Annotated in this window: 18 protein-coding genes; 7 read left to right on the top strand and 11 right to left on the bottom strand. The window is 72.5% G+C overall.

The annotated features are described in order from the left end of the window. Window positions 1-559: 559 nt before the first annotated feature. The 6 genes from ACIRPX_RS09400 to ACIRPX_RS09375 form a co-directional block, all read right to left on the bottom strand. The gene (locus tag ACIRPX_RS09400; RefSeq protein WP_404190605.1) at window positions 560-1,369 is read right to left on the bottom strand and encodes a lysophospholipid acyltransferase family protein; all 810 of its coding nucleotides are present in this window, start codon (window positions 1,367-1,369) and stop codon (window positions 560-562) included. After that, window positions 1,369-2,139, bottom strand: coding sequence for a GNAT family N-acetyltransferase (locus tag ACIRPX_RS09395; protein ID WP_404190601.1), 771 nt, complete (start codon window positions 2,137-2,139; stop codon window positions 1,369-1,371). The genes ACIRPX_RS09400 and ACIRPX_RS09395 overlap by 1 nt, the downstream gene beginning before the upstream one ends. A 156-nt stretch (window positions 2,140-2,295) precedes the next feature. After that, a complete protein-coding gene (locus ACIRPX_RS09390) occupies window positions 2,296-3,318 on the bottom strand; it encodes a hypothetical protein (protein ID WP_404190599.1) in 1,023 nt (340 codons plus the stop codon). A gap of 105 nt (window positions 3,319-3,423) precedes the next feature. Next, window positions 3,424-4,173 carry a succinate dehydrogenase/fumarate reductase iron-sulfur subunit gene (locus ACIRPX_RS09385; RefSeq protein WP_404190596.1) on the bottom strand — a complete coding sequence of 250 codons (750 nt, stop codon included), beginning with the start codon at window positions 4,171-4,173 and terminating at the stop codon, window positions 3,424-3,426. Beyond that, window positions 4,170-6,122: a fumarate reductase/succinate dehydrogenase flavoprotein subunit gene (locus ACIRPX_RS09380; protein ID WP_404190593.1), complete on the bottom strand. Its 1,953-nt coding sequence runs from the start codon at window positions 6,120-6,122 to the stop codon at window positions 4,170-4,172. The genes ACIRPX_RS09385 and ACIRPX_RS09380 overlap by 4 nt, the downstream gene beginning before the upstream one ends. Window positions 6,123-6,124: 2 nt before the next feature. Beyond that, a complete protein-coding gene (locus tag ACIRPX_RS09375) occupies window positions 6,125-6,796 on the bottom strand; it encodes a succinate dehydrogenase (protein WP_404191204.1) in 672 nt (223 codons plus the stop codon). A gap of 120 nt (window positions 6,797-6,916) precedes the next feature. Between ACIRPX_RS09375 and ACIRPX_RS09370 the strand changes: the two genes are divergently transcribed. From ACIRPX_RS09370 to ACIRPX_RS09360, 3 genes are all read left to right on the top strand, one after another. Then, on the top strand, window positions 6,917-7,804 hold the full coding sequence (locus ACIRPX_RS09370; RefSeq protein WP_404190591.1) for a LysR family transcriptional regulator: 888 nt from the start codon (window positions 6,917-6,919) through the stop codon (window positions 7,802-7,804). Between the two features lie 70 nt (window positions 7,805-7,874). Further along, window positions 7,875-8,324, top strand: a complete 450-nt coding sequence (locus ACIRPX_RS09365; protein ID WP_404190588.1) for a MarR family winged helix-turn-helix transcriptional regulator — start codon at window positions 7,875-7,877, stop codon at window positions 8,322-8,324. A 46-nt stretch (window positions 8,325-8,370) separates the two neighbouring features. Next, window positions 8,371-10,092, top strand: a complete 1,722-nt coding sequence (locus ACIRPX_RS09360) for an MFS transporter (protein WP_404190585.1) — start codon at window positions 8,371-8,373, stop codon at window positions 10,090-10,092. A gap of 420 nt (window positions 10,093-10,512) precedes the next feature. Here ACIRPX_RS09360 and ACIRPX_RS09355 read toward each other — a convergent pair whose 3' ends face one another. The 3 genes from ACIRPX_RS09355 to ACIRPX_RS09345 all read right to left on the bottom strand — a co-directional run bounded on the left by ACIRPX_RS09355 (window position 10,513) and on the right by ACIRPX_RS09345 (window position 14,677). Further along, on the bottom strand, window positions 10,513-12,648 hold the full coding sequence (locus ACIRPX_RS09355) for a putative bifunctional diguanylate cyclase/phosphodiesterase (RefSeq protein ID WP_404190583.1): 2,136 nt from the start codon (window positions 12,646-12,648) through the stop codon (window positions 10,513-10,515). Continuing rightward, entirely contained in the window at window positions 12,645-13,457 is an 813-nt protein-coding gene (locus ACIRPX_RS09350; RefSeq protein ID WP_404190581.1) for an SAM-dependent methyltransferase, read from the bottom strand. The genes ACIRPX_RS09355 and ACIRPX_RS09350 overlap by 4 nt, the downstream gene beginning before the upstream one ends. A 272-nt stretch (window positions 13,458-13,729) precedes the next feature. Then, window positions 13,730-14,677, bottom strand: coding sequence for an SCO0930 family lipoprotein (locus ACIRPX_RS09345; protein WP_404190578.1), 948 nt, complete (start codon window positions 14,675-14,677; stop codon window positions 13,730-13,732). A 709-nt stretch (window positions 14,678-15,386) separates the two neighbouring features. On the opposite strand from ACIRPX_RS09345, the gene ACIRPX_RS09340 reads away from it, so the two are divergent. The 3 genes from ACIRPX_RS09340 (at window position 15,387) to ACIRPX_RS09330 (ending at window position 17,068) form a co-directional block, all read left to right on the top strand. After that, window positions 15,387-15,539: a hypothetical protein gene (locus ACIRPX_RS09340; RefSeq protein ID WP_404190575.1), complete on the top strand. Its 153-nt coding sequence runs from the start codon at window positions 15,387-15,389 to the stop codon at window positions 15,537-15,539. 16 nt (window positions 15,540-15,555) lie between these two features. After that, complete coding sequence (locus tag ACIRPX_RS09335) at window positions 15,556-16,314, top strand: DUF4239 domain-containing protein (RefSeq protein WP_404190573.1); 759 nt, start codon at window positions 15,556-15,558, stop codon at window positions 16,312-16,314. A gap of 202 nt (window positions 16,315-16,516) precedes the next feature. After that, complete coding sequence (locus ACIRPX_RS09330) at window positions 16,517-17,068, top strand: hypothetical protein (RefSeq protein ID WP_404190570.1); 552 nt, start codon at window positions 16,517-16,519, stop codon at window positions 17,066-17,068. Between the two features lie 111 nt (window positions 17,069-17,179). Here ACIRPX_RS09330 and ACIRPX_RS09325 read toward each other — a convergent pair whose 3' ends face one another. Continuing rightward, window positions 17,180-17,671 carry a hypothetical protein gene (locus tag ACIRPX_RS09325; protein ID WP_404190567.1) on the bottom strand — a complete coding sequence of 164 codons (492 nt, stop codon included), beginning with the start codon at window positions 17,669-17,671 and terminating at the stop codon, window positions 17,180-17,182. A 343-nt stretch (window positions 17,672-18,014) separates the two neighbouring features. Between ACIRPX_RS09325 and ACIRPX_RS09320 the strand changes: the two genes are divergently transcribed. Beyond that, a complete protein-coding gene (locus ACIRPX_RS09320) occupies window positions 18,015-18,683 on the top strand; it encodes a class F sortase (RefSeq protein WP_404190565.1) in 669 nt (222 codons plus the stop codon). Between the two features lie 57 nt (window positions 18,684-18,740). On the opposite strand, the gene ACIRPX_RS09315 is transcribed toward ACIRPX_RS09320, so the two are convergent. Continuing rightward, on the bottom strand, window positions 18,741-19,586 hold the full coding sequence (locus ACIRPX_RS09315) for a polysaccharide deacetylase family protein (protein ID WP_404190562.1): 846 nt from the start codon (window positions 19,584-19,586) through the stop codon (window positions 18,741-18,743). Window positions 19,587-19,592: the final 6 nt, after the last annotated feature.

Raw genomic sequence — 19,592 nt, 5'->3', positions numbered from 1 at the left:
GGAGCGGTGCCGGGCGGGGACGGGACTGCACCCGCGCCGCCGGCAGCGGCCGTCGGGCCACAGGCTCATTGCACCCCGGGGCATGGGGGTCGGCAACCGGAACATCACGGGGCGCCACCACTGCGGCGCGCAGCCGGAGCGGGTCGCGGGACCGCCACGGGAGGGTGTACGCGGCACACGGACTGTCGGGCGTACGGCCCTCCCCGCCACCGGGCCGCCACGCCACCGGGCCCTCCCCGCCACCACACCACCGGGCCGCCAGGCCACCGCGTCGCCGCGCCACCGCAACACCAGGCCGCCGCATCACCAGGCCGCCGGCCCGCCGAGCCACCGGGCCGCCGCGCGACCGAGCCCTCCGCGCCACCAGGCCGCTGCGCCACCGCACAACCAGGCCGCCGGGCCACCGAGCCGCCGAGCCACCAGGCCCTCCGCACAACCAGGCCGCCGCGCCGCCGCGCCGCCGCGCGACCGAGCCCTCCGGACCTCCGGGCCTCCGGGCCCCGCGCCCCCGCGCCCCCGCGCCCCCGCGCCCCCAAACCCGCGCCCCTCCCGCGGCCGGCTAAGCCACCAACGCCGTGTGGATCCAGCCCAGTTGACCCGTCGTCGTCGGCTGGGCCGCTCGCGCCAGCGCCCGTCGGTCGCCGTGGACACCCGGCGCGATGGCCTCCCGCACCTCGACCTCGGCCACCAGTCCCCGTGCCGTCATCACCCGCCACACCGACGTCAGCAGCGAGTCGTCGCCGATGAACGCGGGCACGGTGCTGGGGGTGCCGCCCTCGATCCGGTAGCGCAGGCGGACCGGCTGGACGGGGACGCCCGCGTCGAGCGCGGCCTGGAAGGCGGCCCGCCGGAAGGTGCCCTGGGCGCGTCCGCACCAGGTGCTGCCCTCGGGGAAGACGCCGACGGCCTGTCCGTGGCGCAGCGCGTCCGCGATCCGGGCGACCGTCTGCGGCAGGGCGCGCAGCCGGTCGCGGTCGATGAACAGGGCACCGCTGCGGGCCGTCAGCCGGCCGGCCACGGGCCAGCCGCGGATCTCGGACTTGGCGAGCATGCGGGCGGGGCGGACGGCGGCGAGCAGCGGGATGTCCAGCCAGGAGATGTGGTTGGCGACCAGGAGCAGGCCGCCGGTGGGCGCGGCGGCGCCGGTGATGCGGACCTGGACCCCTGCGGCCCGCACGATCCACCGGCACCACCGCTTCACCACCTCGGCGGGGATCCGCCCGCCGAGCGGCGTCAGCAGGACCCCGGCGAGCACCAAGGTCACGACTGCCGCCATCCGCAGCACGGCACGCGGTACGGCCGTGGCGGACCCCGTCGCCTGTATGCACGCCCCCGGGGTGCAGGGCGCGCTGGGCTGCCAGGCGCTCATCAGGCCGGCACGAGCGAGAGGAAGTGCCGCAGATAGCGCGGGTTGACCCGGCGCATCGACAGCAGCACGTACAGGTCGGCGACCCCGAAGTCCGGGTCGTGTGCGGGTTCGGCGCACACCCAGGCGCCCAGGCGCAGATAGCCGCGCAGCAGGGCGGGGAGTTCGGTGTTCGCGGCCGGGGCGGCGGCGTCGGGCACCCAGGGCAGCAGCGGCCGTACCCGGTACTCCTCCGGGGCCAGGTGCTTGGCGCGCACCCGGTCCCAGGTCGCGGAGGCGAGCCTGCCGCCGTCGGCGAGCGGGATGGAGCAGCAGCCGGCCAGCCATTCGTGCCCGCGGTCCACCATGTAGCGGGCGATGCCGGCCCAGATGAGGCCGATGACGGTGCCGTCGCGGTGGTCGGGGTGGACGCAGGAGCGGCCGACCTCGACCAGGCCGGGCCGGATCGCGTCGAGGGAGGTGAGGTCGAACTCGCCCTCGGAGTAGAGCCGTCCGGCGACGGCCGCGCGCTCCGGCGGCAGCAGCCGGTAGGTGCCGACGACCTGTCCCGTCGCCTCCTCGCGCACCAGCAGGTGGTCGCAGTAGGCGTCGAAGGCGTCGACGTCGTGGCCGGGCTGTGCGCCGGCCAGCAGGGCGCCCATCTCCCCGGCGAAGACGTCGTGCCGCAGCCGCTGGGCGGCACGCACGCCGTCCTCGTCGCGGGCGAGCGAGACGCGGTAGCGGGTGGACGCCGTGGGCTGCGGGGGACGGTCGAGCGTGGATACGCCGGTCATGGCTCTCTCCTGGTCACGGGCCGGGGCGGCGGGACGGCGGCGGCCGAGCGGTGTCGTGCGGTCCGCCGCCCCTGTTCTTCCGATGCCGACTGACCTTCGAGTGACCGGCGCAGAGAGAGAGGGTGTGAGCTTGCTGAACGGCTATGGCCGTACCTGTCATTTCGCCGGCGCGCAGTGCTCCAGCCATCCGCGGGTCTCCGCCTCGTCGAGGACGCGCTCCAGGACGAGGTCTCCGGTCATCCGGGGGAAGAACCGGCCGGCGGGCCAGCCTCGCTGGTACGGCGGCGGGTCCAGGACGAGCAGGCGTACGCCGTCCACGACGGGGATGTCGGAGGGCGTGCCCTCGTTCCACACCCAGTCCCCGCCCGGCGTCACGAGGTTGAAGGACCCGGTCGTCGGCACCTGGCCCGGCGCGTCGCGGCACACGGCGACCTCCTGGGCGGAGGGCGCGTGGCCGGGGACGTGGCCGCCGCCGACCAGGGCGCCGGCCAGCAGGGTGTGCAGCTGGAAGTTGTCGCCGAGGCCGCTCATGCGCAGCGCGTAGCCGGTGCCGGTGGGGCGGTGCAGCACCACCAGCGGTTCGTCGTCGAGGACGAGCAGGGCGTAGTGGAGGCACTTGAAGTCGTGCTCGGACGCTTCCTGCACGGGGCGCAGCGCGGCCAGCAACTCGGCGCGCCGGTCGCCGAGTCGGACCCGTACGGCGCCGTGACTGAGCATCGCGACGGATGCCATCTCCCACTGCGGCAGCGTCGCCCAGCCCAGGGCCGCGGCGGAGCCGACGCGTTCGACCAGAGCGTCGTCCATGAAGTCACTGTCCGGATCGGGCAGGTCTCCCCCTCCGGTCGCCGCCCAGCGCTCGCAGAACTCCCCGGCAGCCGTGAGCGCTTCGGCGAGTCCGCCGACGATGTACGGGGCGCAGGCGGTGGCGTCGGCGCCCCGCTCCACGCACGCTCCGGTCAGTACGGCGACCAGCCCGCGCGGGCCTGGCGGCACGTCCGGCAGCAGGGCCGCCAGCCGTGGGCCCGCCTGCGCGAACTCCCGGTCCGTGGCGTCGCCGTAGCTCTGCTGCATCTCCTGCATCGCGTGCTGGGAACGCTGTCCGTCCCGCTCGCGTATCGCGGTCTCGAAGCCGGCGACGGCCTCGAGGAACCGCTCCCTCCCCTTGCGCCCGAAATTCATGCGGGAACCTTACAGACCCCGCACATACGGGGCGGGGCCGGGGAGCACCACTCCCGGCCCCGCCCGTCCGCCCCCTGTCGGCGGACGTCTCGGCAGGCGCCGCCGCTAGCGCTTGGCCACCTTGCGCGTGGCGCGCAGCCACTCCTTGTTCATGCTGGTGATGGACACCAGCGGGATGCCCTTGGGGCAGGCGGTGGCGCACTCTCCGGTCAGCGTGCAGCCGCCGAAGCCCTCTTCGTCCATCTGGGCCACCATGTCCAGCACGCGGGTCTCGCGCTCGGGCGCGCCCTGGGGCAGCGTGTTGAGGTGGTTGATCTTGGCGGAGGTGAAGAGCATCGCCGCGCCGTTCGGGCAGGCCGCCACGCACGCGCCGCAGCCGATGCACTCCGCGTGCTCGAAGGCGAAGTCGGCGTCCGGTTTGGGTACGGGGGTGGCGTGGGCCTCGGGTGCGGCGCCGGTGGGGGCGGTGATGTAGCCGCCGGACTGGATGATGCGGTCGAAGGCCGAGCGGTCGACGACGAGGTCCTTGATCACCGGGAACGCGGAGGCGCGCCAGGGCTCGATGTCGATGGTGTCGCCGTCCTGGAAGGACCGCATGTGCAGCTGGCAGGTGGTGGTGCGCTCCGGGCCGTGCGCGTCGCCGTTGATCACCAGCGAGCAGGCGCCGCAGATGCCCTCGCGGCAGTCGTGGTCGAAGGCGACCGGGTCCTCGCCCTTGAGGATGAGCTCCTCGTTGAGGGTGTCGAGCATCTCCAGGAACGACATGTCGGAGGAGATGCCGTCCACCTCGTACGTGGACATGGTGCCTTCGGCGTCGGCGTTCTTCTGCCGCCAGACGCGCAGGGTGAGCTTCATGCGTAGCTCCGCTGGGTGGGGTGGACGTACTCGAAGACCAGGTCTTCCTTGTGCAGGGTGGGAGCCTCGCCGGTGCCGGTGAACTCCCAGGCGGCCGCGTAGGCGAACTGCTCGTCGTCGCGGGCCGCTTCGCCGTCCGGGGTCTGCGACTCCTCGCGGAAGTGGCCGCCGCAGGACTCGGTGCGGTGCAGCGCGTCGAGGCACATCAGCTCGGCGAGTTCGAGGTAGTCGACGACGCGGTTGGCCTTCTCCAGCGACTGGTTGAACTCCTCCCCGGTGCCGGGCACCTTGATGCGCCGCCAGAACTCCTCGCGGATCTGCGGGATGCGCTCCAGCGCCTTGCGCAGCCCGGTGTCGGTGCGGGCCATGCCGCAGAACTCCCACATGAGTTCGCCGACTTCGCGGTGGAAGGAGTCGGGGGTGCGGTCGCCGTCCACCGCCAGCAGCCTGGCGAGGCGTTCCTCGGTCTCCCGGACGGTCTCGACGGCGGCCGGGTGCGTGGCGTCGACCTCGTTCTCGTGCGGATGGCGCGCCAGGTAGTCGTTGATCGTCGCCGGCAGCACGAAGTAGCCGTCGGCCAGGCCCTGCATCAGCGCGGACGCGCCGAGCCGGTTCGCTCCGTGGTCGGAGAAGTTGGCCTCGCCGATCGCGAACAGGCCGGGGATGGTGGTCTGCAGGTCGTAGTCGACCCACAGCCCGCCCATCGTGTAGTGCACGGCCGGGTAGATCCGCATCGGCACCTCGTACGGATCCTCGTCGGTGATCCGCTGGTACATGTCGAAGAGGTTGCCGTACCTGGCCTCGACGGCCCCCCGGCCCATGCGCTCGATGGCGTCGGCGAAGTCGAGGTACACGCCCTGGCCGCCGGGGCCCACGCCGCGGCCCTCGTCGCACACGTTCTTCGCGGCGCGGGAGGCGATGTCGCGTGGGACCAGGTTGCCGAAGGACGGGTAGATGCGCTCCAGGTAGTAGTCGCGCTCGTCCTCGGGGATCTTGTTCGGGGGACGGTCGTCGCCCTTGGCCCTGGGCACCCAGATGCGTCCGTCGTTGCGCAGCGACTCGCTCATCAGCGTCAGCTTGGACTGGTGGTCGCCGGTGCGCGGGATGCAGGTGGGGTGGATCTGGGTGAAGCAGGGGTTGGCGAAGTGGGCGCCGCGCCGGTGGGCCCGCCAGATCGCGGTGGCGTTGGAGTTCATGGCGTTCGTCGACAGGTAGAAGACGTTGCCGTAGCCGCCGGACGCGAGCACCACGGCGTCCGCGAAGTACGTCGAGATCTTGCCCGTGATCAGGTCGCGGGCGACGATCCCGCGCGCCTTGCCGTCCACGACGACCAGGTCGAGCATCTCGGTGCGCGGGTGCATCTCCACGTTCCCGGCGGCGATCTGCCGGCTCAGTGCCTGGTAGGCGCCGAGCAGCAGCTGCTGCCCCGTCTGGCCGCGGGCGTAGAAGGTGCGGGAGACCTGCACGCCGCCGAAGGAGCGGGTGTCGAGCAGGCCGCCGTACTCGCGGGCGAACGGCACGCCCTGCGCCACGCACTGGTCGATGATCTCCACCGAGATCTGGGCGAGCCGGTGCACGTTGGACTCACGCGCCCTGAAGTCGCCGCCCTTGACGGTGTCGTAGAACAGGCGGTGCACCGAGTCGCCGTCGTTGCGGTAGTTCTTCGCGGCGTTGATGCCGCCCTGCGCGGCGATGGAGTGGGCGCGGCGCGGGGAGTCCTGGTAGCAGAACTGGACGACGTGGTAGCCCTGTTCGGCGAGTGTGGCGCCGGCGGAGCCGCCGGCCAGACCGGTGCCGACCACGATGACGGTGTGCTTGCGCCGGTTGGCCGGGTTGACCAGCTTGGCCTCGAAACGGCGCGTGTCCCAGCGCTCGTTGACAGGGCCGGCGGGGGCCTTGGTGTCGGCGACGGGCTCGCCGGTCGCGTAATCCACGTACTCAGCAGGCATGTTCAGCTCACCACTCCGGTCATCACGCCCACGGGGACGGCGATGAAGCCGGCCGTGAGCAGCAGTGCGAGGACGTTGGCGCAGGTCTTCAGGGCGCGGTCGCGGGTGCGGCTGCCGACGCCGAGGGTCTGCGCGGCGCTCCAGAAGCCGTGCCGGACGTGCAGGCCGAGGGCGAGCATCGCGACGATGTAGATGACGTCGCCGTACCAGGTGGAGAAGGTGTCCACCACGTTCTGGTACGGGTGGCCCTCCTGGAATCCGCCGGGGTGCACGGTGCCGGTGGTCAGGTCGAGGATGTGCCAGACGATGAACAGGGCGAGGATGATGCCGCCCCAGCGCATGGTGCGCGTGGCGTAGCTCGCCCTGGGTCTCTTGTGCACGTACTTGCTGGGCCGCGCCTTGATGTCGCGGCGGCTGAGCTGGTAGGCGGAGACCGCGTGCGCGACGACCGCGGCGATCAGCACGACGCGGATCAGCCACAGCGTCCACTCGTAGTGCATGAAGGGCTCGCCGACGGTGCGCAGCCAGTGCGCGTAGTGGTTGAACTCCCCCGCTCCGAAGAAGATCTTCAGATTGCCGATCACGTGCGCGACCAGGTACAGGAGCATGATCACGCCGCTGACGGCCATCACCGTCTTCTTGCCGACGGAGCTGTCCCACACGGTGCGCGCCATGGACGGTCGTCGGTCCGTCCGCGTTGCCAGAGCCATGACTCAAGACGCTAGGACGCAACCATCCGATCGGTCCAAGACATGGTCCGGCTTGATTCCATAGCCGGAAGCTATCGTGACACCATGCAGTTCCAGCAGCTTCAGTACTTCGTCGCCGTCGCGGAGACCCGGCACTTCACCCGCGCCGCGGATCTCGTGCACGTCGCGCAGCCGTCCCTGTCCCAGCAGATCAAGGCGCTGGAGCGGGAGCTGGGGGCCGATCTGTTCCTGCGGGCGCGGGGCAACATCACGCTCACCGACGCGGGCGAGGCGCTGCTGCCGCTGGCCCGGCGCATCCTGGCCGACGCGGACACCGCCCGGCACGAGGTGCAGGAGCTGGTGCAGCTGCGCGGCGGCCGGGTCCGGCTGGGCGCGACGCCGAGCGTCTGCACGGGCCTGCTGCCGGACGTGCTGCGCGCCTTCCACGACCGCTATCCCGGCATCCGGCTGCTGATCGAGGAGGGCGGCTCCCACGATCTCGTACGGGAACTGGCGCGCGGCGCGCTCGACCTCGCCCTGGTCGTGCTGCCGCTGCCGACGCCGTCCCCGGCGCTGACCACGGTGGAGCTGCTGCGCGAGGATCTGGTCGTGGTGTCCTCGCCGGAGTCCCCCGCGCCGGGCGGCCCCGGCCGGCGCACCGTGCGCGTCGCCGATCTGGAGGGCGAGCGCCTGGTGATGTTCCGGCACGGCTACGACCTGCGGGAACTGACCGTGGCGGCCTGCCGCGCCGAGGGCTTCGAGCCGGACTTCGCGGTCGAGGGCGGGGAGATGGACGCGGTGCTGGGCTTCGTGCGGGCCGGGCTGGGCCTCGCCGTGGTGCCGCGCATGGTGGCCACCCGGTCGGGGCGCGGGCTGCGCGTGACGCCGCTGGCCAGGCCCGGACTGCACCGGACCATCGCCCTGGCCCACCGCAGCGACGTGGCACCGCCGCGCGCGGCACGGGAGCTGCAGCGGATGCTGCTGGAGCGCTAGTCACGCCCTCGGCCGAGGCAGTCGCCTGCGGCATCTTGTTTCACGGTACAGCTATCTGCATAATGCGGTTATGCATAAGCGGGTTATGGAATCGGCGGACGCCGAGGCGTCTCCTGAGGCGCTGATGATCGCCGTGGAGCGACTGGTGCTCCACGTACGCCGCAGGGCCACCGCCGGCGGCCTCAGCACCGCGGCCTCCTCCGTGCTCGGCGTCCTGGGCCGTGAGGGGGCGTACCGGCTGACCGATCTGGCCCGCACCCAGCGCGTCACCCAGCCCAACATGACCCAGCTGGTCAGCCGTCTGGAGCGGGCCGGGCTGGTCCGGCGCGTCGCCGACAGCCGGGACGGGCGGGGCGTGCTGGTCGAGGCCACCGCCGCGGGCATGGAGGTCTTCCGGCAGCGGCGCACCGAGCGCGCCCAGGCGCTGCGGGAGATCGTCGACCGGCTGACCGGGCCGGAGCAGGAGGCGGTGCGGACCGCTCTGCCCGCTCTCGCCCGCGCGATCCACGACCTCGACTGACGTGCGCCACCCCGTGTCCCCTCACCTCTCCGGAAGAGAACCGCACATGAGTGCTTCGCACGAGCGGGCCGCAAGCCCCTTCAAGCAGCCGAAGGCCGTCTGGGCCGTGGCGTTCGCCTGCGTGATCTCGTTCATGGGCATCGGTCTGGTCGATCCGATCCTGCCCGCCCTGGCCTCGAGCCTGCACGCGACGCCCAGCCAGGTCTCCCTGCTGTTCAGCAGCTATCTGATCGTCACCGCCGTGGCCATGCTGATCGTCGGCTGGGTCTCCAGCCGGCTCGGCGCCAAGCGCACCCTCGTCGTCGGCCTCGCCGTCATCGTCGTCTTCGCCGCCCTGGCCGGCACCTCCGGCTCCATCAACGGCATCGTCGGCTTCCGCGCGGGCTGGGGCCTGGGCAACGCCCTGTTCATCGCCACCTCGCTGGCCGTGATCGTCGCCTCGGCCAGCGGCGGCTTCGGCGGCGCGATCATCCTCTACGAGACCGCCCTCGGCCTGGGCATCGCCGTCGGGCCGCTGCTGGGCGGCGAGCTGGGCGCCATCAGCTGGCGCGGCCCCTTCTTCGGCGTGGCCGTACTGATGGCGACGGCGCTGGTCGCGACCCTGGCCTTCGTGCCGTCGCTGCCCAAGCCCGCCAAACCCACCTCTCCTCTCGCGCCGCTCAAGGCGCTGCGCCACCGCGGCCTGCTGACCATGGGCATCATGGCGCTGCTCTACAACTGGGGCTTCTTCACCATGCTCGGGTACGCGCCCTACCCGATGGAGCTCGGCGCCCACCAGCTCGGCCTCGTCTTCACCGGCTGGGGCCTGCTGGTCGCCGTGTTCAGCGTCTTCTTCGCCCCGCGCCTGCAGGGCCGTTTCGGCACCGCGCCCGTGCTCTACGCCAACCTGCTCGGCCTCGGCATCGTGATGGCCGTCATCGCCGCCGGCGTCGGCACGCCCGCGGTGGTCATCGTCGCCGTCATCGTCAGCGGCGCCTTCATCGGCATCAACAACACCCTGACCACCCAGGCCGTCATGCTCGTCTCGCCCGTCGAGCGTCCGGTCGCCTCCTCCGCGTACGGCTTCCTGCGGTTCATCGGCGGCGGACTCGCGCCCTACGTGGCCGGCAAGCTCGCCGACGCCACCGACCTGAGCGTGCCGTTCTACCTCGGTGCCGCCACCTTCGTCGTCGCCGTCCCGGTCCTGGCCAGCGGCCACAAGCTGCTGCGCAAGGCCGAGGAGCGCGCGGAGGAGGGCGAGCGGGTGGGCCCGGCCCTCACCCCGGTCACCGCCCCCGCCGCGCCGGGTACGGCGCCGGTCATCGTCGCCGTGGGCGCGCACGAGCGGGCCGCCGTCATCGTGGACGCGGCCGCCCGGCTGGCCGCCGAGAGCGGCAGTCCGCTGGAGGTCGTGCACGTCCAGCAGACCGCGGTCGTCGAGGACCAGGCGGCCGACAGCGAGCCCGCCGAGGCGGCGCGGAACGCGGTCACCCGTCACCTCGACCGGCTCGCCGGGCAGGGCGTCACCGCCACCGGACAGATCCTCGTCAGCGTCGGCGACCACGCGGCGGCCGGCCGGCTCCTGGCCCGGCACGCGGCACGGATCGGCGCACGGGCGGTCGCCGTCGGACGCTCGCCCCGAGGCGCGCTCGCCCAGTTCACCGACGGCAGCCTCACCATGGCCCTGGCGCACGGCGCCGAGTGCACCGTCGTCCTGGTGGACCCCGGGCACAGCCCCCGGACGCTGACCCGCGACGCGCTGAGCGAGCTGCGCGGCAGCGCCGCCTGAGGCACGGCACCGGCCCTGGACCGTCGGCGCCGCGCGCCCACCGGCCCGCACCCGGGTCCGCGTCCGCCGTGCGGCGCCGGGACCGGCGACGCCGAGGCCGCGGCCGAACCCCGGGGAACGCGCGCGGCGGACCCGTACCCGGGCCGATCTCCGGGGACGGGGGGCGGTGCCGTGGCCGGCGGCCGGTGCGTGACCTTCATCCCCGTCGAGGAGCCGCCACGCGAAACGGGTGATCACGATCGGGCCGCCCGCCGGCGAGCGGGACCGCCGCGCCGCGCGTGCCGGAGCCGTATCCGGACACGGGCAGGGGGCGAACACCCCCTGCCCGTGGTCCCGCGCGGCACGCCGCGCCACCTCGCCGTCAGGGCGTGGACGCAGGGCGCTCTGCGCTCACTTCCCCTGCCGTGAGGCCGGCGCGGCTCAGCCGGTCGCGTCCACCAGGGCCAGTTCGTGCAGCCGGTCCGGCGGGCCCGGCCGGGCGTAGTACCAGCCCTGGGCCGTGTCGCAGCCCAGTATCCGCAGCTGCTCGGCCTGGGCCCCGGTCTCCACGCCCTCGACGGTCACCGCCAGGTCGAGGGAGTGGGCCAGCGAGACGATCCCTTCGACGATCTTGAGGTCGACGGGGTCCGCCGGGAACTGCTGCATGCTCTGGGTGAAGGAGCGGTCCAGCTTGAGGATGCTCACCGGCAGCCGGCGCAGGTTCGCCAGGTTCGAGTACCCGGTGCCGAAGTCGTCCAGCGCGATGTCGACGCCCATCTCGGCCAGCCGGCGCAGCGGCTTGAGCAGGGCGTCGTCGGCGCCGATGAGGGCCGACTCGGTGACCTCCAGGCACAGCGCGTCCGGCGCGACGCCCGCCCGCTCCAGGATGTCGACGGTGTCCTGCACCAGGGCGGGATGCGTGAGCTGGCAGGGCGAGAGGTTGACGTTGATGCGCAAGGGCCCGGCGTCGACGTAGCGTTCGCGCCACTCGCGGGCCTGGCGCACCGACTGCTCCAGCACCCAGCGGCCCAACGGCACGATCAGGCCGGTGTGTTCGGCGAGCGGGATGAAGCGGTCCGGGCCGAGCACTCCGTGCTGCGGGTGCAGCCAGCGCACCAGGGCCTCGGCGCCGCGCACGCTGCCGTCGCCGAGGTGCACCAGCGGCTGGTACTCGATGAAGAACTCGCCCCGGTCCAGGGCCGTCGGCAGGGCTGTGGTCAGGCCGTGCCGGGTGATGGCACGGGCGTCGGCCTCCTCGTCGGCGAGCTCGAAGCGGTTGCCGCCCGCCGACTTGGCGCGGTACATGGTGATGTCGGCGCTGCGCAGCACCTCCGCCGGGCCGCGCTCGCCTGCCGGGCCCTCCACGATGCCGATGCTGCCGCGCACGGTGAGTTCCCGGCCGTCGATACGGATCGGGGCGAGCAGCGCGTTCATGATGCGGCCGGCCAGCTCGTCGACCTCGCGCTCGGTGTCGGGGCCGGTGGTGAGCGCCACGAACTCGTCACCGCCGAGCCGGGCGACCATCTCCCCCGGCGCGGTCGCGCACGCCTGCAGCCGGTCGGCGACCTCCACCAGCAGCCGGTCGCCGGCGGCGTGGCCGAGGCTGTCGTTGACGGTCTTGAAGCCGTCGAGGTCGAGGTAGCACAGGCCGAAGCGCTGGCCCGGCCCGGCGGCCAGCGCCTTCTCCAGACGCTCGAAGAAGAAGGTGCGGTTGGGCAGGCCGGTGAGCGCGTCGTGGGTGGCCTCGTAACGCAGCCGGAGGTTGAGCAGCCGGCGCTCGGTGGTGTCCTCCATGAGGGCGAGCTGGTACTGCGGGTCGCCGTCCGCGTCGCGCAGCAGCGAGACCGTGAGGTTGGTCCACAGGACCGTTCCGTCAGGCCGGTAGAACGCCTTCTCGAGGTGGTAGTGCTCGCGCTCGCCGCGGACGAGCTCGTCGTAGAGCGTCCAGGTCTGGGGCGCGTCCTCGGGATGGGTCCAGGCTTTGACGTTGCGCGCGGGGAAGTTGTGCTCGGACAGGCCGAACATCCGCAGCAGGGCGCCGTTGACCTGGAGGATGTTGCCCTCCAGGTCCGCGATGCCGATTCCTATGGCCGCGCCCTCGAAGACCGCGCGGAAGCGGGCCTCGGTGGCGTGCAGGGCCTGCGCCACCACGCCCTGCGCGTTCAGCGCGGCCGCGGAGATCGCCTCCTGCTCGGCGCGGGTGCGCTCACGCAGCGCCTGCGCGAACCCGGCGGCCATGGTGTGCTGCAACCGCGCGCAGCGCGCCCGCAGTTCCTCCGGATCGCCCTGCTCGCCGCAGTAGAGCACCAGGTAGGCGTCGACGCAGTCCAGCGTGCGGGTCAGCGCCTCGGGGTCGGTGCAGTGCGCGGTGACCAGGGCGGCACCGACGGCCCGGCCCGCCTCCGCGTCCGGTGCGCGGGTGTGCAGCGCTTCGTTCAGCCGGCGGGCCAGCGGCAGGAGTTGTTCCTCGAACTCCGGCCGGGTCAGCGACGTGGAGGTCACCGGGAAGACCGCCCGGCTCCAGATCGTCGCGAACCTGCGCAGTCTGTCCTCGGGCCCGTCCGGTTCCGCGCTCACGCCGTACGTCCCACGCCGGCGAACCCGGAGAAGGCAAAGGGATCCTCGTCCTCCGGCGCCGTCTGCGGCCGCCAGTGCGGCATCGACACCAGTCCCGGTTCCACCATGTCGTACCCCTCGAAGAACCGCGCGATCTCGTCGCGCGAACGCATGATCAGCGGGTTGCGAATGTCCTTGTACACGTCCACCGTGCCCGCGGCCCGTTCGGCCGGGAGCGGGATGCCCTCGTACGAGGCGTGGGTGAGGATCAGCAGGCTGCCGGGCGCGAGCGCGTCACGCAGCTCGGCCACCGCCCTGTACGGGTCGTCCTCGTCCTCCACGAAGTGAAGTATGGCAACGAGAAGCAGCGCGACTGGCCGATTCCGGTCGATCAGTCGCTCCACCTCGGGGCTCGCGAGGATCTCCCGGGGCTTGCGGAGGTCCGCGGCGGTGACGTCCGCGTTCGCGATGCCGTCGAGTACGGCCTGGCTGTGCGCGACGGCGACGGGGTCGTGGTCGACGTACACGACGCGGGCGTCCGGCCGGGCCGAATGGGCCACCTCGTGGACGTTTCCGAAGGTGGGGATGCCCGAACCGATGTCCAGGAACTGGTCGATGCCCTCGTCCAGGGCGAAGCGCACCGCGCGGCGCATGAACGCCCGGTTCGCCTGCATGATCTTGGGGAGTCCCGGCAGGAACTCCATCGCCTTGCGGGCCGCCTCCCGGTCGACCTCGAAATTGTGCGAACCGCCCAGGTAGTAGTCGTAGATCCGCGAGACACTCGGCACCGAGATGTCGACGCTCCGTGGGGCCCAGGCGGGACGCTCCATCTATCTCTCCAAGGCGTAGGCGATCCGGTGTTCGAGCTGAGGCTACTGATCGCCCGCCAACAGAGCGAGTGGAACCGGAAATTGACCGTCCGTTCCCGGTCACTGCCTGCGGCAATTGCCACATTCGCCCGGTGCTGCGACGTTCCGGGGGACAACCCCCGGCCCCCGGGCGGCAGCGCACGGAGCGGCCCGTCCCCTCCGTGCGGTGCGGAGGGGACGGGCCGCGGGGGCCGTACGCGCGTCCGGTGCGATCAACCCTGGGGAGGTGATGCCTACTTCTTCGGCGCGCCGACCGGCTTTCCGTCGGGCGACATGGCGTACCACGTGCCGCCCACGCCCTGACCGTTGACGTCCCCGGGCTCCTTGTCGCCCGAGAAGGTGTACGCCGGCCAGCAGTCGACGGTCATCTGCTTGACGCCGTCGGGGCGGGTGAAGCCCATCAGGCCCTTCTTCTCGATGCCCTTGGTGTCGCCGGCCGCCACCGGGGCGACCGCGGGCCACTTCGCCAGGCAGGGGCCCGTGCAGTGGGAGATCGGGTCGGGCCAGGCCACGTCCTTGATGAAGCGGTAGACCGTCATGCCGTTCTTGTCGACGACGATCTCGCCGAGCTTGGGATCGGTGCGCACGGACAGCCCGGGCAGGTTGGCCTGGGTGGCCTTCTTGCCGTCGGGGGCGAGCGCGTACCACTTGCCGCCCACGCCCTGGCCGGTGATGTCGCCGGCCTTGGCGTCCTTCGCGTAGCGGTACGCCGGCCAGCCGCCGATGGTCAGCTGCTGGGAGCCGTCGGCGCGGGTGACCTCGCCGAGCAGGGTCTTGTCGATGCCGGCGCCGGCCGTGGCGTCGTTCGCGGGAACGGGCGGCCAGGCCTTGGCGCAGTCGCCGTCACAACTCGACTTCGGCGGTTCGGCGGTGTCCTCGTCGAAGCGGTACAGCGTCTTGCCCGCCCCGTCGGTCAGCACCTTGCCGAACTTGGCGTTCTGGGTGACGGAGAGCTTGCCCGCGGACGCGGCCTGGGCCTGTCCGTCCGCGCCGTAGCCGTTGCTCGGGCTGGCACTGGCGGAACCGCCGGCGCCGACGCTGCCGTAGTCGCCCGCGGCGGCGGTGGCGCCCACGTTCTGGCTGCCCACCGACGGGCCGCTTTCCTGACCGCACGCCGTCGTCAGGGCCAGCACAGCCGCAGCGCTCGCCACGAGTGAGGCGCTCCGCCAGGAGGTCTTCATCGTCAACTCCCCATTGATACAAGGGTGTTGCAGCGCCCTGCTGCGCCGCCGCACGGCCATGGGTACGAATGGGACCACCGGTTGTGTTCAACCACCTCACAAATTTCTTTCCGGAACCTGTGGCACCGGGGCACCCTCTCGCACACGCGTGCGCATCCATGGACCCCCGAGGGCGACCCGGTCAAACGGCCGCGGCCGCCTGATCCTCCGTTCGTGCCAATCCCGGCCCGCTCCGGCGTGCCACGCCGCGGCAAGGCTCATGATCTTCGTCGTGCATGGACCCGAAACGACCCAAACCACCCTCGTCATAAGGGTATTGGCGCTGGCTCTGCTGACGTGGCTCCTGGTGGGCGGGCCGGCCGGCACGGCGAGGGCGGACGCGTGCGCGTACGCCTCGTCGGGGCCCGACGGCATCCAGTCGGTGGCGGTCACCGGCGACCTCCCCTGGCCGATGCCACCGATGTGCACCACGCCGCCGCCACCGCCGCCACCGCCGCCTCCAGAGCCGACGCCGACCCCGCCGCCGACCCCGACTCCCACGCCGACCCCGCCCAGGCCGAAGCCCGCCCCCAGGCCCACGCCGAGGCCCACGCCGCCCCCTCCCCCCGCGCCGGCCCCGCGGCCCGCCCCACCGCGCCCGAGCGCCCGCCCGGCTCCCCCGCCACCGCCTCCGGCCCCCTCACCGCCCCCCGCACCCACGGCCGAGCACGTGCACCGCGCGGCCGCGTCCCCCGTGGCCTACCCGCACTACCGGGCACCGGTGCGGGCCAGGCCGTCGCGCGGCAGCACCTCACCGATCGTCTTCGTCCTGCTCATCACGGCACCCGCCGTGATCGCCGTCGCCGCGCTGCGCGCGCGCTGACCCCTGGAGGAAACTCTTGCCGGAATGGCTTGTTCTCACCCTCGCGATGCTGGCCGCGTGCGCGGTGGTGGTCGTCGTCACCCTCGTCCGGCACCGGGCCGCGCCCGACGACGAGGACACCAGCGAGACCCCGGACGTCATCGAGTACATGACGATGTGGATCGGCGTGGTGTACGCCATCGTCCTGGGTCTGGCCATCGCCGGGGTGTGGGAGGGGCGCAGCGCCGCCGAGGACCACGTACAGGCGGAGGCCGTCGCGCTGCACGAGATCTCGGAGCGGGTGCGGGTGTATCCCGCGGACGTCCGCGACCAGATTCGGGAGGATGTCAACGCCTATGTCGGACAAGTCGTCCACACGGAGTGGCGGACGATGGCCGACGACGGACGGCTCACCCGGCGCGGTGACGAACTCATGGGCCGTATCCGCGCGGACGTCACCGACTACCAGCCCAAGACCGACTTCGAGGCCCAGGCCTATCAGCCGCTGCTGGACCAGGTCACCGCGGCGGACCAGGCGCGCAGTGCCCGGGCCGACTCCATGGGCGCGACCATGCCGGGCGTGGTGTGGTTCGGGCTGCTCGCCGGCGCCGTGATCACCATCGGCATGGTCTTCGCGCTGCAGATCCGGCGCACCCTGCGCGAACTGGTCCTCGCCGGGCTGTTCTCCGCCCTGATCGCGTTCCTGCTCTTCCTCATCTGGGACTTCGACGCGCCCTACACCCGGGGCATCACCGCCTCGGTCTCCCCGTATCTGAACCTCTTCCCGCACGTCTAGCGCCCGGGCGTCCCGCGCCCCGGAAACCACCGGGGGACGTGCGCCGCGCCGCCGCCGTCCCCTGGGTGGCCCACACGCGTGCCCCATTCGCACTACACCAATCGCGCACGCGCACGCCTGTTCCTAGCGTTTCGGTCATCGAGGTGCATTTCTCCCGAAGCGGAAAGAGTCCGCGGCTGCTCCTCGGGACCGGAGGAACACCATGCGCGCGATACGTGCCGCTTCGGCCGCGCTGCTGGGCGTCGGCGCCCTCGCCCTGTCCGCGCCGGCCGCCGTCGCGAAGGACGACGGCCGCACCATCACGCCGTTCGCCTTCAGTGTGCTGCCCTCGACCGTCGCGGCCGGTGGTCACGTCACCCTGCACGTGAACCGCGACGGCGACTGCAGGGGACCGGCCACGGTCCGCTCGGCGGTCTTCGACACGGTCGTCATCCCGCGCAGAGAGTCCTGGGGCAGTGCGACCGTCGACCGGGACGCCAAGCCCGGCGCGATGTACCGGGTGACGTTCACCTGCGACGGTGCGAGCGGGTCCACGGAGCTGACCATCGCCGGCGGCCATCCGCGCCACCCCACACCCGTGCCGGTCGACCCCACGCCGGTGCCGCTCAACCCGCACCGGGGCGTGCAGGCCGGTGAGGGCGGCAGCATCGCCGGGTTCGACCTCAAGGAGATCGGGATGGGCGCCGCGCTCATCGCCGGCTCGGTCGGGGCGGCGTACTACTTCTCGCGCCGCCGCGGCGAGGACGGCGCCTGACACGACGGCTTCGCCCCGGAACCGCTGTTGGGTTCCGGGGCGAAGCCGACGTGCGACGCGGTGTTCCAGGAGGGGAGGGCCCCGCAACGGGGACGTCCCGGCAGGCGGAGGTCAGATCCGCCGCTCGGACCTGCGCCGCAGCCAGAAGAAGCCGCCGCCCACGACCGCCGCCGCCACCAGCCCGCCGCCGATGGCCATGTCCGTGGGCGTCGCGCCGCTGGAGCTGCCGCCGCCGAGACCGCCCTGGACGCCGCCGATGACGGTGAAGGCGGCCGGGTTCGTCAGCGTCTTGCCGCCGCAGTTGACGCTGATGCTGTGCGAACCGTTGCGCGCGTCCCGGTTGACCGTCGCCGTTCCCCTGGACGTCTGCGTGTTCCTGACCGGGGTGAGCGGCGTACTCCGGAACGCCTCCGAGGTGGCCGTGCCGCCGGTCGGGCAGCCGTCGACGGTGATGGTCAGCTGGCCGCCCCGGGCGATGACGCTGGGCAGCGCGACGATGTTGCTCGGGTTGATGTTCATGCCGTCGGCCTGGGCCGCCGGTGCGGCCAGCCCGAAGGCGGCGACCGCGGCGGCTGAGACCGCCAGGGCACGATGAGTCGTCATGTGATCCTCCGCGAAAGGCGCCCCGGGGGCCGTCCCCGGTCTGTCGGCGAGAAAGCGCCTCCCAGAAAGACCCTCAGATGCCGTGGACGCGCCCGCATTTCGGCAACAGCGGGCAATGGTCCGTATCGGTGAGAGGACACGCCGGGCAATTCCCGCGCATTCCGATATCGCCGCAGGTCACGCGAGCATCGGAAATTTCCTGTCGGCGGCAACTCGGATGGCGCACCGAAGCCGCTCGAGCCACCCGTTCGCCGCTGTCCCCGTCGCCGGTTGCACGCGCGGCCTTTAGCGTTGCCGTATGCGCGAATGACCCGGCGACGGCCGCGTCGAGAGGGGTGCACGAATGGAAGCGTCGGAGCTGGCCGAAGCGGCGGCAGAGGAGGAGCGGCGCAGGAAGCGCGCTCCTTGGGGCGTCATAGCGCTGGTGCTGCTGACCGGCCTCGCCCTCATCCGCAACGGCTCGGGCGAGTTCGACGTCGGCCCGCCGCAGCCCGCGACCGCCGCCGCGGCGGACAGCCGCCTCCCCGGCGCCGCGGCGGACAAGGTCCAGCCGCTGCCCTACGCCCTGCCCGACCGGGTGCGCATCCCCACGATCCGGGTCGACGCCCCGGTGCTGCCGGTCGGACTCGACGCGGACGGCTGGGTCTCGGCGCCGCCGCCCGAGGACCCCAACCTGGCCGGCTGGTTCACCGGTGGGGTCACCCCGGGCGAGAAGGGCACCGCGGTGGTGGTCGGCCATGTCGACAACAAGCAGGGTCCCGCCGTGTTCTACAACCTCGGAGCCCTCAAGAAGGGAAATCGCGTCGAGGTCGCCCGTAAGGACGGAAAGACGGCCGTGTTCGAGATCTACGGCATCGAGGTCTTCGACAAGAAGAACTTCCCCGGCGACCGCGTCTACGGCTCCAAGGGCGAACCGGAATTGCGCGTCATCACCTGCGGCGGCGGCTTCTCCAAGAAGACCGGCTACGACGGGAATGTCGTCGTCTTCGCCCGCCTGGTCGAGGTGCGGTAGGAGTTTCCCCGGCCGGGCGGGCGGGACGCGACGGTGCTGCTCGCCGCCGCCGCGCGGTTATGCGGGGCGCCGCCTCGGCACGGTGATGTGGTAGCCGGAATCCAGCAGGTGCGGCAGCCACTTGTGCAGGGCGCGGACCGTCTGCGAGCGGTTGCCCCCGGCGTCGTGCGAGAGCACCACGACACCGGGAGCGGCGCCGTGCTCGACCCGGTGGACGATGGTGCGGGTGCCGGGCCTGGTCCAGTCGCGGGTGTCGACGGTCCAGGCGAGGGGCTCCATGCCCATCTCTGCGCCGAGTTGGAAGACGGCGCGGTTCCAGGCGCCGTAGGGCGCGCGGAACCACTGCGGCCGCTCCCCGTACGCCTTCTCGATGACGTCGCTGGTGCGCTCCATCTCGGAGCGGATCCGCGAGCGCTTCAGGCGGGTCAGCAGCGGGTGGGTCCAGGTGTGGTTGCCGACGAGGTGCCCGTCGTCGGCCATCCGGGCCAATAGGTCCTGGTTGTCGACGGCCATCTCCCCGCAGACGAAGAACATGGCGCGCACCTCGTACGTGGCGAGCGTGTCCAGGATGCGCGGGGTGTAGCGGGGGTCGGGCCCGTCGTCGAAGGTCAGCACCATGGTGCGGCCGTGTCCGGGCAGCCGCAGGAACGGTTCGTGGCGCACCGCGGTCGGGGCGGGCGCGGCGCGCGGCGGCCCGCCGTATCCGGTCAGCGGCCGCAGCCGGTACGTGGACGGATTGAGCGCGGCGCGCGCCTGGGGCCCGGCGGCCGGAGCGGGGGCGGGCGCGGCCGCCTCGTCCGCTCCCCCGTCCAGCGCCGGCGCGACGACGCCGCCCGCCACTCCGAGGGCGGCGGCGCCGGCGATCAACACCCGGCGCCGCGTGAGCAACTGATCCTTTTCCATGCCTCA

Source organism: Streptomyces sp. NPDC101225, from assembly GCF_044767585.1.
In the GTDB taxonomy this organism is placed as follows: Bacteria; Actinomycetota; Actinomycetes; order Streptomycetales; family Streptomycetaceae; genus Streptomyces.
Note: the sequence above shows the minus strand (reverse complement) of the source record. Positions and strands in the feature narration are given on the sequence as shown.